Origin of the sequence: Mesorhizobium sp. KACC 23794 (genome assembly GCF_052180275.1) — a bacterium.
GTDB lineage: Bacteria > Pseudomonadota > Alphaproteobacteria > Rhizobiales > Rhizobiaceae > Kumtagia.
This window is the reverse complement of the sequence record NZ_CP197465.1, coordinates 5,070,220-5,086,062: the sequence shown is the minus strand read 5'-3', so window position 1 is coordinate 5,086,062 and position 15,843 is coordinate 5,070,220. Positions and strand designations below refer to the sequence as shown.

Here is a 15,843-nt window from a genome sequence, read left to right as displayed (position 1 = left end):
GACCGCCGCTGATGCCACCCTTACCCTCTGAGGGGCGGCATCGGCGTCAGCCGATTGTCTCGTTACTGAATCGAGCTTTCCCGCTCCTACTTCGCCGGCTCTTTCGGGCTCCACAGCACCGTCTCGGCGTCCTTCTCGTAGGCCATGCCGCCGGGATAGCTGATCGCCTCGAACTGCAAGCCCCACGGCGCCTGGAAGTAGAGAATGGTCTGGCCCGCCGCCGGCCCTTCGTTGACCGGCAGCGGCCCCATGCGGGTGGCCACGCCCTTGCCCTCCAGATAGGTTTTCGCGGCCGCCACGTCGTCGACATAGAAGGCGATGTGGAAGCCGCCGATATCGCTGTTCTTCGCCTGCACATCCTTCTGGTCGGGCGCGGTGTATTTGAACAGTTCGACATTCGAGCCGAAACCGCAGCGCACCAGCGTGATCTCCTCGATCACCGCCTTCGGATCGACGCCCAGCAGGTCGGTCATGAAGGTGCCCTTGTCGTCGGCGAACGGGCCGAACGACATCGCCTTCTTGCAGCCGATCACATCGGTGAAGAAATCGACCGCCTGCTTCATGTCCGGCACGGTGACGCCGGTGTGGTCGTGGCCGCGCATTCCGGGAATGGAATCGGCGGAGGCGATGCCGGCGCCGGCGGTGAGCGCGAGTGTGAAAACCGCGCCGCGAAGAAAATACTGCATGTCACGTCTCCCATTGGCGGGCGGTTGCCTTGCCGCGCCGGGCGCCCGCAGGCCCGACGCTTCGAAAAACGTCAGACCGCCTCCCTGCCATGGCGTTCGCCCAGCCAGCCGTCATCGATCTCCGGTAGCGGGATCGCGGCAATGAGTTCGCGCGTATAGGCGTCCTGCGGCGCGGCGAAAATCTCGTCGGTCGGTCCCGCCTCGACGATCTGCCCGTGGCGCATGACAATCACCTGCTTGCATAGTCGCCGGATCACCGACAGATCGTGGCTGATGAAGGCGACCGTCAGCCCCATTTCCGAGGCGAGTTTTTCGAGCAGCGTCAGGATCTGCGCCTGGGTCGACACATCCAGCCCCGACACGATCTCGTCGGCCAACACGAATTTCGGCGACAGCGCCAGCGCCCGCGCGATACCGACCCGCTGCCGCTGGCCGCCAGACAGTTCGTGGCGATAGCGTTTTGCAAAATTTTCCGGCAGGCCGACGCGCCGCAGCGCCTCCGCCACCCGCCCGGCGAGATCGTCGGCCATGCCGTTCTGCCTGAGCGGTGCGGCGATGATCGCGCCGATGGTGCGGCGCGGGTTGAGCGACGACATCGGGTCCTGAAAAATCATCTGCAGGTCGCGGCGCAGCGGCCGCAGTTCCGCCTCCGGCAAATGCGTGATGTCGCGCCCGTCGAAGGTCACGGTGCCCTCGCTCGGCTCCAGCAGCCGCACCAGCGCGCGGCCAAGCGTCGACTTTCCCGAACCGGACTCGCCGACGATGCCCGTCACCTGATGGCGCGGCAGGTCGAAATCGAGCCCTTTCAATATCTCGATTTTTGGCGCGCTGCCGAAGGCAGTCTTGCGCGTCATGTCGGGCAACGCGACTTTCAGGCCGCGCACGGAAAACAGCGCGTCAGCCATGATGAGGCGCCCTGAAATCCGGGGACAGTTTACTTAATTCCCCTCGAGCCCGGCTCGCAAACGCAAGGTGTAGATCAGGGGAATTAAGTAAACTGTCCCCGGATTTCCCGGCTTTCGCGAACTCAGCCATGCGGCGCCCTCCAGTCGCGGTCGACCGCGGCGATCTCCGCCGCCAATCCCACCAGCACCGCTTCATCGACCGGCTTCAGCGAGGCGAAGGGATCGGTATATTTCGGCGTCGCAGCCATCAGCGCCCGCGTGTAGGCGTGCTTCGGATCGGCGAACAGGGCAGGGGTGTCGGCCTCCTCGACCACCTTGCCGGCATAGAGCACGGAAACCTTCTGGCTGATCTTGGCGACCACGCCGAGATCGTGGGTGACGAACAGGATCGCCGTGCCGTGCTCGCGCTGTAGTGCCGCGATCAGCCTCAAAATCTGCTTCTGCACGGTGACGTCCAGCGCCGTGGTCGGCTCGTCCGCGAGGATCAGCCGGGGTTCTGCGGCAAAGGCGGCGGCGATCAGCACGCGCTGGCGCATGCCGCCCGAAAGTTCGTGCGGATAGCTGCGCAACACGCGCTCGGGGTCGCGGATCTGCACCTCGTCCAGCAACTGCCGGATGCGGGTGTCGGCCTTCGCGCCGTCCCAGCCGAGAATTTTGGTCAGCCGGTCTGTCGTCTGCGGGCCGATGCGCCGCGACGGATTCAACGCCGTCAGCGGGTCCTGAGGGATCAGCGCCGTCTTGGCTCCGATCAGCGTGCGCCGCGCCTTGGGCGACAGGCCGCCGAGGTCCGTGCCTTCCAGCCCGATCCGCCCTTCGGCGATCCGCACGCTGGGCGGCAGCACGCCCAGCACCGCCTTGCCGATCATGCTTTTGCCCGCGCCGCTCTCGCCCACCAGTGCCCGTACCTCGCCGGGTTCCACCGTCAGCGACACCGAGCGCAGCACCCGCGTGCCATTGGCGAGCGTGGCGCTGAGGTTGGCGATTTCGAGGGTGGGGGTCATGATGTGCCCTTGCTTGCCAGGCGTCGCTTGCCCCCTCCACCACGCTTCGCATGGTCCCCCTCCCCCGTGAACGGGGGAGGATCAAGCGGCGCCGCTGGTTCCTCCCCTGCGAAGCGGGGGAGGGGGACCACGCGTAGCGTGGTGGAGGGGGCGCAAGCGGTCGAAGAGAGGGGAGCCGCCGTAGGCGGTGGAGCAAACTGTTTGTTCATCTCAGCACCGGATCGAACCTTGCCTTCAGCCCCTCGCCGAACTGGCTGAACGACAGCACCGTGAGGAAAAGCGTGACCAGCGGGAACACCAGCACCCACCACGCCTGGTGGATCGACAGCCGTCCCTCGGCGATGATGCCGCCCCAGGTCGGGTCGTCGGTGGAGATCGACAAATTGACGAAGGACAGGATCGCCTCGACGATCACGGCGATGCCCATCTCCAGCGACAGCAGCGCCACGATCGACGGCAGCACGTTGGGCAGCACTTCCTTCAACATGATGTCGAGGCGGCCGAAGCCGGCGATGCGGGCGTTCTCGACATAGTCCATGCGCGCCTGGCCCATCGCCTCGGCCCTGACCACGCGGCAGAAGCGCGTCCAGTCGATGATGGCGATGGCGATGATCACCGAAGTTAATCCCGTGCCCAGCACGGCCACCAGCAGGATCGCGAACAGCACCGGCGGGAAGGCCATCCAGATGTCGACGATGCGCGATACGATGCGGTCGGCCCAGCCGCCGAAATAGCCGGCGATAAGCCCCAGCGTGGAGCCGACGATGCAGGCGGCGGCGGCTGCCGCGAAGGCGACGAGAAAAGCCACCCGCCCGCCATAGATGATGCGCGACAGCAGGTCGCGCCCGAGGCTGTCGGTGCCCAGCCAGAAGCCCGGTTCGGCGCCCTGCATCCAGAACGGTGGCAGGCGCTCGTACATCAGGTCCTGCGAAAGCGGGTCCTGCGGCGCCAGCAGCGGCGCGAAGACGGCCGCCAGCAGCGCGACAAGCAGCCAGCCGCCGGCCAGCCAGATGCGGGCGTTGAAGGATTTCGCCGTGCGCACGTCAGCCATGGCGCAGCCTCGGATTGAGCACGGCGTAGAGCATGTCGACGGCGAGATTGATCAGCACGAACAGCAGCGCGAACACCAGCACGATGCCCTGGATCAGCGGCAGGTCGCGGTTGACGACCGCGTCGATCGCCATGTTGCCGAGCCCCTCGTAGGAGAACAGTCTTTCGACGATGACGGTGCCGCCGATCAGGAAGGTGAATTGCACGCCGACCAGCGTCAGCGCCGGAAGTGCGGCGTTCTTCAGCGCCTCGCGCAGGATCACCTGCGTCTCCGAAAACCCTTTCACCCGCGCCAGCACGACATAATCAAGCGACAGCAGTTCCTTCAGCGACTGTTTCAAGAGTTGCGCGATGATCGCCGCCAGCGGCAGCGCCAGCGCCAGCGCCGGCATGAACATGTGGCTGATCAGATCCTTCGTCAGATCGAAGCGCAGCCGGAAAATGCTTTCGAACAGATAGAACTGCGTGACGAACGGCAGTTCGAGACGCGGCGACACGCGGCCGGAAATCTCGAACACCGGCATCAGCACGCCGAACAGCAGAATGAACAGTAGCCCCCACAGGAAATCCGGGATCGACAGCGCCGCGCCGTTAGCGACGTCGATGCCGGCCTCCACCGCCGTGCCGCGCTCGCGTGCGCCGATCACCGCCAGCGGCAAGCCGATCATGAGCGCCATCAGCAGCGCCACGATCGACAGTTCCAGCGTCGCCGGCAGCCGGTTGAGCACGAGCGAGAGTACGTCCTGGCGCAGCGAGATCGACGTGCCGAAATCGCCATGCAGAACGCCTGCCAGCCAGATGAAGAATTGCTCCACGATGCCCTTGTCGAGCCCGTACAGCGCGCGCAGGCGATCGATGTCGGCCTGCGTCGCGCCCGGCGGCAGCATCATGGCGATCGGGTCGCCCGGCGCGATGCGGATGACCACGAACACCACCACAGCCACGCCGAACAGCGTGATGGCCATGGTGAGCAGGCGGAGAAGGAAGCGTTGGAGGATCATGCAACCAGCCGCTTGCGCGGCTTGGCCACGCAAGTTCTTCGAAGTTTGAGCTGCCCCTCACCCTTACCCTCTCCCCGTGAAAAACGGGGAGAGGGGGGCCTCCACGTCGCCGCGTGCCCTTCTCCCCGTTTTTCACGGGGAGAAGGTGCCGGCAGGCGGATGAGGGGCAGCACGGTTTTTGGTGAAACGCGCCTAGGACGCCGGCGTCATCAGCGCCGGAAGCAGCGCTCCCGACTTGTGCGGCACGACCTTCACGCCCTTGGCGTGCACGATCGGCTGCGCATACTGGATCAGCGGCAGCACATAGGCGTTGTCGGCGATCAGCTTGCTGACGGCCTTCCAGCCGGCAACGCGCTTCGCCTCGTCGGGCTCGCCCCACAGCGGGTTGATCGCGTCGATCACGTCCTGGCCGTCCCACACCGAATGCGGGCTCGGCCCGTACATGGCGAATCCGGTCGAGGTGGTCGGGTCGCCGACGGCGTTGCCCCAATTGTAGAAGGCGGCGGGCGCCAGCTTGTCGGCGGCGCGCAGCTCGTAGTGTTTTGCGATCTCGTAGACCTCGATCGTCGCCTCGATGCCGACCTTGCGCCACATACCGACGATCGCCTGCACCATCTCGTAATCCTTGGGCTTGAAGCCCTTGGTCGTCTGGATGGTGAATTTCACCGGATTGTCGGGCGAGAAACCGGAGGCGGCCAGCAGTTCCTTGGCCTTTTCCGGATTGTACTCGACCTTGATCGACGGGTCGTAGGCTTCGTATTCCGGTGTTTCCAGCGTGTCGATCGGCAGGCCGTAGCCGCGCAGCAGGCGTTCGACGATCAGCTTCTTGTCGACCGACATGACAGCCGCCTTGCGCACATTGGCGTCCAGCATCGGCTCGATGTCGTTGAAGAACACCATGCCGATGTCCGAGACCGTGTCGCAGGTGCCGGCCAGCCCGTCCTTGGCGATCAGCCGGTCATATTCCTCGTAGGGGATTTCCAGCGTCACCTGCGAGGAGCCGGATTCGATCTCGGCGACGCGGCTGGCCGCGTCGGGCACGAACTTGATCGTCACGTTCTCGAAGGCCGGCTTGCCGCCCCAGTAATTCGGGTTGGCCTTCAGCCGCAGAAAAGCGTTGCGCTCGAACTTGTCGACCATATACGGCCCGGTGCCGATCGGCTTGGCCTCGAAACCCTCGGCGCCGACCTTCTCGTAATAGGCCTTCGGCAGCACGTAGCCGGTCAGGAACGACATCCACTTGAACAAAGTCGGGTCGAACTGGACGACGTCGCCGGTGATCGTGTTGCCGTCGATCTTGAAGTTGTTGACGTTCTTCCACACGAACTGGATCGGGTTGCCGGTCTTCTCGTCGCCGGCGCGCTGCAGCGACCAGACGATGTCCTCGGCTGTAAAGGACGAGCCGTCATGCCAGGTCACGCCGTCGCGCACCGTCATCATCACCTTGGTGCGGTCCTGGTTCCAGCCCCACTGCGTCAGCAGGCCGGGTCCGAAGGTCAGGTCCGGGGCCTGTGGAATGTACTGGTCGAACACCGACTGGTAGATGCCCTGGATGGTCGGGTTGACCGCCGAGGGTCCGGTCGTCGGGTCCCAGGACGGCAGGTTGACGTTATAGGCGATGGTGAGTTCGCTGGCCTGCGCCCGCGCTATGTTCGGCATGCCGATCGCCGCCGCGCCCAGCGCTGAGGCGCCGTAGCCGAGAAGTTCGCGTCTGTTCATTGTCATGATCATGTTCCCCATGTTGTTGATTATGAGCCGGAATTTTCAGTCTAGAACTGCTGTCGCCTCGATCTCGATCAGGAAATCGGGCATGGCGAGCGCCTGCACGCCGATCCACGTGTTGGCGGCCGGCACGGTGTCGCCATAGAAGGCAAGGATCTCTTCGGTGACCGGGCCGAGTTTGTCCGGCGTGTGGCCGACCACATAGGTCCTCAGCCGCACGATATCGGCCGGCGTGCCGCCCACTTCGGCCAGGACCTGCTTCAGATTGGCAAGCGCCTGCCGCGCCTGGGCGGCCAGATCGCCCTTGCCGACGAGTTCGCCTGCCGCGTTCCAGGCCACCTGGCCGGACATGTGCAGCGTGCGACCGCCATTCTGCTCCACGGCATGGGAAAACCCGTACGGTGTCGCCTTGTACATGGTTTCCGGATTGATCGGTTTGCGTTTCATCGGCGCCTCCAGTCGTTTCTCGCCGGCCCGTCGAGGCGGCGTCCCTGTTCGTTTGTCGTCTCAACCGCCCGCAAGCTGCCGGGCAAGCATGAAGCCCGATGCCGCGCCGGTGCCGGCACCGGGCCAGGTCGCAGCACCCGTCAAATGCAGCCGCTCCACCGGAGTATTCCACTTTGCGAAGCCGCGCGCTGGGCGGAACAGGAAATTCTGCGAAATGTGATGGCTGCCGCAAATCTGGTCGCCGCCGACCAGGTTCGGATTCTCGCGTTCGAGATCGAGTGGCGAGAAGATCGTGCGCCCGAGGATTTTTCCATGCAGCCCCGGCGCGTAGCGCTCGATGATGTCGAGCGCGCGCTCCGCGTAATGCTCCTTCACGGCCTCCCACGGCCCCGGCTCGATCCCGCCGGCCGCGTCGCCAGATATTTCAGCCGGCAGCGCCCGCACCTGCACCCACAGCACATGTTTTCCCGCTGGCGCCCGGCTTGGATCGATCGCCGTCGGCTGGCCGACCACCAGTACCGGTTCGTCGGGCAGCATTCCCGCAATCGCCTGCTGATAGGTCTTCGCCATCTGGTCGAGCGATGGCGCGATGTGGACATACGCGAAATTCTTTAGTTCGGCGCCAGCGCTCCAGTCCGCCAGTCCGTCCAGCGCCAGGTGGATCATCATTGTGCCCGGCGCATGGCGGAATTTCTTCATCGCCGTGTCGAAGCCGGCATCGCCGGACCCGTTGGGCAAAAGTCGGCCTGGCAGGGCTGCCGGTGCGACGCCGGCGATCACCGCCTTCGCCGCATTGTGCGTCACCCCCGAGGTGAGCCGGACGCCGGTGGCATTGCCGCCGGAAACAATGATCTCCGCGACGTCCGCATTGGTGAATATCTTGCCGCCGGCCTTGGTCACCATCTTCTCCAGCGCGCGGATCATCGTGTCAGCGCCGCCCTTGCCGATCACCATGCCAAAGCTCTGGTTGGCCATGGATTCGAGGTAGGGGAACACGGCGCCGCCGGAAATATCAGGCGCGAAGTCGAGATGCATGCCCCAGGCGGCCAGCGTCGCCTTCACATGTTGCGAGGTGAAAGTCTCGTCCAGCCAGGCGCGCGGCGAAGACAGCAGCAGCCGGGCGGTATCCAGCGCGCCGGACACGCCCTTCTTGCGCCAAAGATTCCAGCCGATGCCAGCCAGCGCGCGAAAACCCATCGGCGAGCCGAGCAGCCGGAACAGGTGTTCCGCTTCGCCCGGAAACGCCGCCACCAGCTTGCGCCAAACATCGGCATCGGGGGGCGAGAAAGCGGCGATGCGCGCAGCCGTCTTTTCGAGGTCGGTGCTCACTCCGAACCATTTCCCGTCGGGGAAAACGCTGGCGAAACAATCGGCCACGGGCGCGAATTCCAGCCCGTGCGATTTCAATTCATTTGCATACATCCGATGAAATGCCGAGCCGGCGAACAGGCTCAGATTCATCGCGCCGAAATCGTGGCGGAAGCCGGGAAGCGTATACTCCTGCGTGCGCACGGCGCCGCCGATCGTCGCATTGCGCTCGAAAACGCCGACTTTCCAGCCCTTGAGGGCCAGATGCGCGGCGCAGGCCAGACTGTTGTGGCCGGCCCCGACCAATATGGCGTCGAACTCGCTCACGCCCCCACCCAATTTGTTTTAGGCTTAAAGATAATTGCAGATGCATATGTTTTCGTCTAGTAGCATATTAACGGCCGACACGAGCCTTCGGACATTCCGATCAAGAGGGAACTGAACCATGGACACGCAGAAACTACTCGGCGAACTCGCCGGCCAGCTTCTTTCGGGCGGCATCGAGGTGGTCGACCTGACCGCCGTTCTCGGCCCCGACACCCCGCTGATCAAGCTGCCGCCGGATCTCGCCGTCGACACGCCGAAGGTCGAGATTCACAAGATCTCCGAATACGACAAGCAGGGTCCCTGGTGGGCGTGGAACTGGCTGAAGCTCGGCGAGCATTCCGGCACGCATTTCGACGCGCCGATCCACTGGATCTCCGGCAAGGACTATGCCGACGGCGCCACCGACACCATTCCCGTCCAGAAATTCGTCGGCCCGGTCAACGTCATCGACTGCTCGGCCGAATCCGCCGCCGACCCGGACTTCCTGCTCACCGTCGACCACATCAAGGCGTGGGAGGCAAAACACGGGGCCATCAATCCCGGCGAATGGGTGGTGATGCGCACCGACTGGTATAAGCGCAACGGCTCCGAGGCCGAGTTCCTCAACGCCAACGAGACCGGCCCGCATACGCCCGGCCCGACCGCGGAGGCGATCATGTACCTGATCTCCAAGGATGTCCGTGGCTGGGGCTCCGAGACGATCGGCACCGATGCCGGCAAGGCCGGCGGCATGGAGCCGCCGTTCCCGGCCCACACGCTGATGCACAAGGCCAACAAATACGGCCTCGCCAGCCTGTGCAACCTCGACAAGCTGCCGACCCGCGGCGCCATCCTGATCGTCGCGCCGCTGAAGATCGAACACGGCACCGGCAGCCCCATCCGCGCCATGGCGCTGGTGTCCAAGGGGTAAAGCAAGGTCTTCGGAGAAGATCATGGTTGCGGCCGAAGGCACCGCTGCTCACCCTGCCCCTTGTGGGGAGGGTCGGCGAGCGGCTGAAGCGAAGCGAAGGCCGCGCGACGGGGTGGGGGTAGGGGCGCAGGGATTGCAGTCCCGCGCAAATAATCCTGAACTGCTGGCGTTTTACCTGTACCCCCACCCCGCTTCGCAGACTTCACTTCGTTCCGTCTGCCCATCGACCCTCCCCACAAGGGGGAGGGTGGTAGGCGCATGCCCATGACCGCCCCCGACCACATCATCGTCGGCAGCGGCATCAATGCCCTCGTCTGCGCCGCGATCCTCTCCGGCAAGGGCCGCAAGGTTCTTGTGCTGGAGCGCAACGACCGCATCGGCGGCTGCATCCGCACCGAGGAGATCACTGCGCCGGGTTTTGTCCATGACGTGATGGCCACCACCTTCGTGCTGTTCATCACCTCGCCGGCCTATGCGGCGCTTGCCGCCGATCTCGCCCGCCACGGGCTGGAATTCTGCCACACCGCCACCCCCACCGGCGTGCTGACGCCGGACGGCGGGCACGCGATCCTGAAGATGGACCGCGCCGCCAACATCGCCGCTCTCAACGTTTTGTCCGCCGGCGACGGCGACAGCCATGGAGCAGATGTCGGCGGCATAGAGCGCAATGCCGGCCTGCTGTTCGGCCTGCTCGGGGGCAATCTCTGGAGCTATCCGACCTTCAAGCTGCTGGCCGGCGAAGCGTGGCGGCGTGGCCCGCGCGGGCTGGCCGCCTTCCTCGGCGAGGCGCTGGCGCCGGCGCGCGGCTGGCTCGAAAGCTCCTACCGTTCGGAAACCGCCCGTTCCTTGTGGGCGCCATGGGTGCTGCATGCCGGCCTAGGCCCGGAAGACGCCTTTTCCGGCCAGATCGCCAAGGTGATCGCCTTCGCGCTGGAGGCTGCCGGCGCGCCGATCGTCAAGGGCGGCGCGAAGAACCTGCTCGCCGCCTTCGAGGCGCTTATCAGAGAACGCGGCGGAGAGATCCGCACCGGCGCCGATGTCGCCTCGATCGTCCAGGCCAACGGCCGCGCCACCGGCGTCCGCCTCGCGTCCGGGGAAACGATCTCGGCCGCCAAGGGCGTCATCTGCTCGGTCACCCCGACGCAACTTTACGACCGCCTGCTCGCCGGCGCAAAACCCGCCGGCGAACCGGACGCGGTTAAAAACTATCGCTACGGCAAAGGCAATTTCCAGATCCATTACGCGCTCGACCGCCCGCCGGCCTGGAAGGGCGAAGGTCTTGGCCAGGTGGCGCTGCTGCATCTGACGCCCGGCCTCGATGGCGTGTCGAAGGCCTGCAACGAGGCCGCGCGTGGCATGCTGCCCGAAGTGCCGACCATCTGCGTTGGCCAGCCCCACGCGCTCGACCCGTCGCGCTGTCCTCCGGGCAAGGCGATCTTCTGGCTGCAACTTCCCGAGGCGCCGCGCCACATCAAGGGCGACGCCGCGGGAAAGCTGGTCGTCGCGGACGGCGGCTGGACCGAAAAGCTGCGCGAAGCCTATGCCGACCGCGCCGAGGCGATCCTTGCGAGCCATATCGACGGTTTCAGGGAAACCGTCATCGCACGAAGAAGCTATTCGCCGGCGGACCTCGAGGCCATGAACATCAACCTCGTCGGCGGCGACCCTTATGGCGGCTCCTCGACCATCGACCAGGCCTTCCTGTGGCGCCCCTTCAAGGGCACGCGCAACCACGAGACCGACGTGAAGGGCCTTTATCACATCGGCGCGTCGACACATCCCGGCGCTGGCCTCGGTGGCGGATCAGGCTTCCTTCTCGGGAGCAGGCTCTGATGGATCAAAAAGTCACGGAGCGCCGCGAGCGCATCTCGACGCTGGGCCAGATCGGGCTGCAACAGTTCGCGCCCTATCTGATGAACCGCATCATGGGCCGCTACAACGCCACGCTGCGCGAGGATTTCCGCCGCCAGCACCGCACCGTGCCGCAGGTGCGCACGCTGGCCGTGCTGTCGGTCAGCGATGGCGTCACCGTCGGCGACCTGTCCGTCTACACCGTCATCGAGCAGTCCACCCTGTCGCGCACCCTCGACGCGCTGGAGGCGCACGGACTGGTGCGCCGCGAATCCGGCGACACGGACAGCCGCGTGCGGAAAGTCTTCCTCACCGATGAAGGCCGCGCCGAGTTCGGCCGCGCCTGGCCGGCCATGCATGCCGCCTTCGAGGCGATGTTCGAGGACATCGACGAGGCCGAATATTCGGCCCTCATCGTGACGCTGCAGAAGATGCTGAAGAATATTCGCAAGCACGAGATTTGACGGTCATGAAGGCGCCAAGCTGGAACACCCCTCATCCGCCTCGCTGCGCTCGGCACCTTCTCCCACAAGGGGAGAAGGTGGAGCCTGGCATCGAGTTCTCTGCCAACCTCCAACGTTGGAAATTGGCAGAGGCGGAAAGTGCAACGCTCCACTTTCTCCCCTTGTGGAAGAAGGTGTCGCCCTCGGACTTGCGAAGCAAGTGCGAGATCAGGCGACGGATGAGGGGTGTTCCAGCTAGACGCGCACGTCACGGAGTCCATTCCCATGGCTGAACGTTCCTTCGCAGAGGAAGTCAAAAAACTCCGCCTCGGCGCCGGCGAGGAGTTTTCCGGCGAAGGCATCTTGGCCATCACCAAGGCGCTGCTTCAATGCGGCGTGGGCTATGTCGGCGGCTACCAGGGTGCGCCGATCAGCCATCTGATGGACGTGCTGGCCGACGCCCAGGACATTCTGGGCGAACTCGGCGTGCATTTCGAGGCCTCGGCCTCGGAAGCCACCGCCACCGCCATGCTCGCGGCCTCCGTCCATTACCCGATCCGCGGCGCCGCCACCTTCAAGTCGACCGTCGGCACCAATGTTGCCTCCGACGCGCTCGCCAACCTCGCCTCCGGCGGCGTCACAGGCGGCGCGCTGATCATCTGCGGCGAGGATTATGGCGAGGGCTCCTCGATCATGCAGGAGCGCAGCCACGCCTTCGCCATGAAGAGCCAGGTCTGGCTGCTCGACCCCCGGCCCAATTTGCCGTCGATCGTCAAGGCGGTCGAGGACGGTTTCGAACTGTCGGAGGCGTCCAACACGCCGGTGATGATGGAGGTGCGCATCCGCTGCTGCCACGTCCACGGCCAGTTCATCGCCAAGGACAACAAGCGTCCCACTATGACCGTCGCCGACGCGCTCGACGCGCCGCGCCGCGACACCGGCCGCATCGTCCTGCCGCCGGCCTCCTTCCTGCACGAGAAGGAGAAGGTGGAAAAGCGCTGGCCCGCCGCCGTCGACTTCATCCGCTCGCGCAAGATCAACGAGTTCTTCGGCGCCGAGGACGGCTCCATCGGCATCGTCATGCAGGGCGGCATGTACAACGCCGTCATCCGCGCCCTGCAGCGCATCGGGCTGGCCGACAATTTCGGCGAGACGGACATCCCGCTCTACGTGCTCAACGCCGTTTACCCGCTTGTCGACGACGAATTTCTGGCCTTCTGCGAGGGCAAGGACGCGGTGCTCGTCGTCGAGGAGGGCCAGCCCAACTACATCGAGCAGGCTTTTGCCGCGATGCTGCACAAGGCCCGGCGCGACACCAAACTCGTCGGCAAGGAATTTTTGCCGATGGCCGGAGAATACACCGGCCAGGTGATGCTCGACGGGCTCGGCGCCTTCCTGCGCGCCGAAGCGCCGCACATGCTGCCCGCCGCCGTGCGCGCGCCGAACAAGGCCGGCAACGGCCACGAAATTCCCGACCTGTCGCGCGTCGTGCCCGGCCGTCCGCCCGGTTTCTGCACCGGATGCCCCGAGCGCCCGATCTTCGCGGCGACGAAGCTTGTCGAGCAGGAACTCGGCAAGCACCACATCGCCTCCGACATCGGCTGCCACCTGTTCTCGATCATGCCGCCCTTCGAACTCGGCGCCACCACCATGGGCTACGGCTTGGGACCAGCTTCGGCGTCGGCCTTCAACTCGCCGGACGCGAAACGCCGCTCCATCTCCTTCGTCGGCGACGGCGGCTTCTGGCACAACGGCCTGACCTCCTCGATCGGCAATGCGGTGTTCAACAAGAATGACGGCGTCATCGTCGTCGTCGACAATTTTTATTCCGCCGCCACCGGCGGCCAGGACATTCTTTCCTCGCGCGCCGGCAACAAGACCAAGTCGACCAAACATCCGATCACGCAAGCCGTGAAAGGCATGGGCGTCAAATGGGTGCGCCACATCGACCGCACTTACGATGTGTCCAAGATGCAGGCGACCCTGAAGGAGGCGCTGACGACGGAAGAAAAAGGCCCAAAAGTCATTGTCGCCTCGTCCGAATGCATGCTGAATCGCCAGCGCCGCGAGCGGCCGCTGCTCGACAAGGCGATCAAGGGCGGTGAGCGGGTCGTGAAGCCGAAATTCGGCGTCGACGAGGACATCTGCACCGGCGACCACGCCTGCATGCGGCTTTCCGGCTGCCCGTCTTTGTCGGTGAAATCGCTCGACGATCCGCTTCGCGACGACCCGGTCGCCCATATCGACCAGAGTTGCGTCGGCTGCGGCAATTGCGGCGAGGTGGCGGACGCGGCCGTGCTCTGCCCGTCCTTCTACCGCGCCGACACGGTGCACAATCCGGGCGGCTGGGATCGTTTCCTCGACCGGCTTCGTCGCAAGGCGATCGGCGTGCTGCAGCGTTTCCGCGAGTCCCGGCGGCTGACCTTTGCAAATGTCTGAGCCCGCCATCATGCTGCCCGAAGGCACCCATGAGCCGGCAGAAGGCGAGATCATAAAGCTCGCCTTGCTGGCTGTCGGCGGCCAGGGCGGCGGCGTGCTCGGCGACTGGATCGTCGACACCGCCGAGCGTAGCGGCTACCTCGCCCAATCCACCTCCGTCGCCGGCGTCGCCCAGCGCACCGGTGCCACCATCTATTACATCGAAATGTGCCGCGACACCGGCCGCCGCCCGGTCTTCGCGCTGTCGCCGGCGCAAGGCGACGTCGACATCCTGATCGCCGCCGAGCTGATGGAAGCCGGGCGCGCCATCATGCGCGGCTTCGTCACGCCCGACCGCACGACGCTGATCGCCTCCTCGCACCGCATCGCCGCCGTATCCGAAAAGATCGAGCCCGGCGACGGCCGCGCCTCCTCGCCGAAAGTTCTCGCCGCCGCCGAGACCGCGTCAAAACGCTTCGTCACCTTCGACATGGAAAGGATCGCCGTCCAGGCCGGCTCCGTGGTTTCCGCCAGCCTGCTCGGCGCACTGGCCGGCTGCGGCGCGCTCCCGTTCCCGCGCGAAAGCTACGAGGCCGCGATCGGCGCCGGCGGGCGCGGCGTCAAGCAAAGCCTTGCCGCGTTTGCGGGTGCGTATGAGAGGGCGGGGGGTGGCGATGCGGCTGCTCGATTTGAAAGCAAGCCTGAAGTATCCGCGCAGCCCCTAATCCCCCTGCCGGGACCTTCTCCCCGTAAGGACGGGGAGAAGGGAGTTGTGGTCCCGCTGGCCGTCTCTTCTGCATCGCTGAAGATTGGCGAAGCCGCAGACCCCGCCGAAGCGAAAGTCTCCGGTCCCGCTTCGCAACTCGCCGCCTGGCAATCCCTCATCGCCCGCGTCGCGAAATTGCCCGAACCCGTCCGCGACATGGCGGCGCGCGGCCTGAAAAAGGTCGTCGACTACCAGGATCTCGCCTATGGCGGCGACTATCTCGACCGCCTCGCCCGCGCCGTCGCTTTTGACGGCCCCACCCACGGCTACACGCTGTCCATCGCCGCGGCAAAACACCTAGCAAACGCCATGTGTTACGACGACATGATCCGCGTCGCCGACCTGAAGACCCGCTCCACCCGCGGCGCGCGTGTCCGCCGCGAGGTCGGCGTCAAGGGCGGATCGATCCTCCAGGTCACCGAATATTTCCACCCGCGCATCGAGGAATTCTGCGGCACCATGCCGGCCGGCCTCGGCCGCTACATCGAGGCTCGGCCGAAACTCGCTGCCTGGCTCGACCGCCGCATCAATCGCGGCCGCCACGTCCGCACCGACGGCATGGCCGGCTTCGCCACGCTGTGGGTCATCGGCGGCCTGCGCCGCTGGCGCCGAAAACTGTTGCGCCATGCGGTGGAGACGGACCATCTCGAGCGCTGGTACGCGCTCGCGCTGGATCACGTTGCGACCGACTATGCGCTCGCCGTGGAAATCCTCGAGTGCCGCCGCCTGATCAAGGGCTATTCCGACACCCACCTCCGCGCCCAGTCGAAGTTCGACCGGGTCCTCTCCGGCCTCGACCTCGTCAAAGGCCGCCCCGATGCCGCCGACTGGCTCCGCCGCCTGCGCGAGGCAGCACTTAAGGACGAGAAGGGGGATATGCTCGACGGCGCGCTGAAGACGGTGGCGTCGCTGGACTGATCAATCCCCTTCCGCCTAAACAGCGCCTCACGGCTTGCCCGGCCGCTACAAGAAAGTCTGCCGATTGGGGCCGGATAACGTTCCGCTGCA

At 65.4% G+C, this 15,843-nt stretch carries 13 protein-coding genes; 5 read left to right on the top strand and 8 right to left on the bottom strand.

The window, feature by feature from the left end:
* Window positions 1-86: 86 nt before the first annotated feature.
* From ACSBOB_RS24985 to ACSBOB_RS24950, 8 genes are all read right to left on the bottom strand, one after another.
* A complete protein-coding gene (locus ACSBOB_RS24985) occupies window positions 87-686 on the bottom strand; it encodes a VOC family protein (RefSeq protein ID WP_442578752.1) in 600 nt (199 codons plus the stop codon).
* Window positions 687-757: 71 nt separating this feature from the next.
* Window positions 758-1,591: an ATP-binding cassette domain-containing protein gene (locus ACSBOB_RS24980; RefSeq protein ID WP_442578751.1), complete on the bottom strand. Its 834-nt coding sequence runs from the start codon at window positions 1,589-1,591 to the stop codon at window positions 758-760.
* Between the two features lie 122 nt (window positions 1,592-1,713).
* Window positions 1,714-2,592, bottom strand: coding sequence for an ABC transporter ATP-binding protein (locus tag ACSBOB_RS24975; protein ID WP_442578750.1), 879 nt, complete (start codon window positions 2,590-2,592; stop codon window positions 1,714-1,716).
* A gap of 205 nt (window positions 2,593-2,797) precedes the next feature.
* Window positions 2,798-3,643 (bottom strand): ABC transporter permease, encoded by an 846-nt coding sequence (locus ACSBOB_RS24970; protein ID WP_442578749.1) that lies wholly within the window; start codon window positions 3,641-3,643, stop codon window positions 2,798-2,800.
* Window positions 3,636-4,643 (bottom strand): ABC transporter permease, encoded by a 1,008-nt coding sequence (locus tag ACSBOB_RS24965; RefSeq protein ID WP_442578748.1) that lies wholly within the window; start codon window positions 4,641-4,643, stop codon window positions 3,636-3,638. The genes ACSBOB_RS24970 and ACSBOB_RS24965 overlap by 8 nt, the downstream gene beginning before the upstream one ends.
* A 192-nt stretch (window positions 4,644-4,835) precedes the next feature.
* A complete protein-coding gene (locus ACSBOB_RS24960; RefSeq protein ID WP_442578747.1) occupies window positions 4,836-6,368 on the bottom strand; it encodes an ABC transporter substrate-binding protein in 1,533 nt (510 codons plus the stop codon).
* Window positions 6,369-6,407: 39 nt separating this feature from the next.
* On the bottom strand, window positions 6,408-6,812 hold the full coding sequence (locus ACSBOB_RS24955) for a RidA family protein (protein ID WP_442578746.1): 405 nt from the start codon (window positions 6,810-6,812) through the stop codon (window positions 6,408-6,410).
* Between the two features lie 60 nt (window positions 6,813-6,872).
* Complete coding sequence (locus tag ACSBOB_RS24950) at window positions 6,873-8,447, bottom strand: phytoene desaturase family protein (RefSeq protein ID WP_442578745.1); 1,575 nt, start codon at window positions 8,445-8,447, stop codon at window positions 6,873-6,875.
* A 118-nt stretch (window positions 8,448-8,565) separates the two neighbouring features.
* Here ACSBOB_RS24950 and ACSBOB_RS24945 point away from each other — a divergent pair, with 118 nt between their 5' ends.
* The 5 genes from ACSBOB_RS24945 (at window position 8,566) to ACSBOB_RS24925 (ending at window position 15,753) form a co-directional block, all read left to right on the top strand.
* Entirely contained in the window at window positions 8,566-9,357 is a 792-nt protein-coding gene (locus tag ACSBOB_RS24945) for a cyclase family protein (RefSeq protein WP_442578744.1), read from the top strand.
* Between the two features lie 264 nt (window positions 9,358-9,621).
* Window positions 9,622-11,190 carry a phytoene desaturase family protein gene (locus tag ACSBOB_RS24940; protein ID WP_442583822.1) on the top strand — a complete coding sequence of 523 codons (1,569 nt, stop codon included), beginning with the start codon at window positions 9,622-9,624 and terminating at the stop codon, window positions 11,188-11,190.
* On the top strand, window positions 11,190-11,672 hold the full coding sequence (locus ACSBOB_RS24935; RefSeq protein ID WP_442578743.1) for a MarR family winged helix-turn-helix transcriptional regulator: 483 nt from the start codon (window positions 11,190-11,192) through the stop codon (window positions 11,670-11,672). The genes ACSBOB_RS24940 and ACSBOB_RS24935 overlap by 1 nt, the downstream gene beginning before the upstream one ends.
* A 264-nt stretch (window positions 11,673-11,936) precedes the next feature.
* Complete coding sequence (locus tag ACSBOB_RS24930; RefSeq protein WP_442578742.1) at window positions 11,937-14,090, top strand: thiamine pyrophosphate-dependent enzyme; 2,154 nt, start codon at window positions 11,937-11,939, stop codon at window positions 14,088-14,090.
* Complete coding sequence (locus tag ACSBOB_RS24925) at window positions 14,083-15,753, top strand: indolepyruvate oxidoreductase subunit beta family protein (protein WP_442578741.1); 1,671 nt, start codon at window positions 14,083-14,085, stop codon at window positions 15,751-15,753. Before ACSBOB_RS24930 ends, ACSBOB_RS24925 begins: the two co-directional genes overlap by 8 nt.
* Window positions 15,754-15,843 lie beyond the last annotated feature (90 nt).

Excerpts from the sequence above, each read along its gene's own strand:
- ACSBOB_RS24925 (WP_442578741.1), top strand. The coding sequence starts at position 14,083 with ATGTCTGAGCCCGCCATCATGCTGCCCGAAGGCACCCATGAGCCGGCA.
- ACSBOB_RS24930 (WP_442578742.1), top strand. The coding sequence starts at position 11,937 with ATGGCTGAACGTTCCTTCGCAGAGGAAGTCAAAAAACTCCGCCTCGGC.
- ACSBOB_RS24940 (WP_442583822.1), top strand. The coding sequence starts at position 9,622 with ATGACCGCCCCCGACCACATCATCGTCGGCAGCGGCATCAATGCCCTC.
- ACSBOB_RS24955 (WP_442578746.1), bottom strand. The coding sequence starts at position 6,812 with ATGAAACGCAAACCGATCAATCCGGAAACCATGTACAAGGCGACACCG.
- ACSBOB_RS24985 (WP_442578752.1), bottom strand. The coding sequence starts at position 686 with ATGCAGTATTTTCTTCGCGGCGCGGTTTTCACACTCGCGCTCACCGCC.
- ACSBOB_RS24970 (WP_442578749.1), bottom strand. The coding sequence starts at position 3,643 with ATGGCTGACGTGCGCACGGCGAAATCCTTCAACGCCCGCATCTGGCTG.
- ACSBOB_RS24965 (WP_442578748.1), bottom strand. The coding sequence starts at position 4,643 with ATGATCCTCCAACGCTTCCTTCTCCGCCTGCTCACCATGGCCATCACG.
- ACSBOB_RS24945 (WP_442578744.1), top strand. The coding sequence starts at position 8,566 with ATGGACACGCAGAAACTACTCGGCGAACTCGCCGGCCAGCTTCTTTCG.
- ACSBOB_RS24980 (WP_442578751.1), bottom strand. The coding sequence starts at position 1,591 with ATGGCTGACGCGCTGTTTTCCGTGCGCGGCCTGAAAGTCGCGTTGCCC.
- ACSBOB_RS24960 (WP_442578747.1), bottom strand. The coding sequence starts at position 6,368 with ATGACAATGAACAGACGCGAACTTCTCGGCTACGGCGCCTCAGCGCTG.
- ACSBOB_RS24975 (WP_442578750.1), bottom strand. The coding sequence starts at position 2,592 with ATGACCCCCACCCTCGAAATCGCCAACCTCAGCGCCACGCTCGCCAAT.
- ACSBOB_RS24935 (WP_442578743.1), top strand. The coding sequence starts at position 11,190 with ATGGATCAAAAAGTCACGGAGCGCCGCGAGCGCATCTCGACGCTGGGC.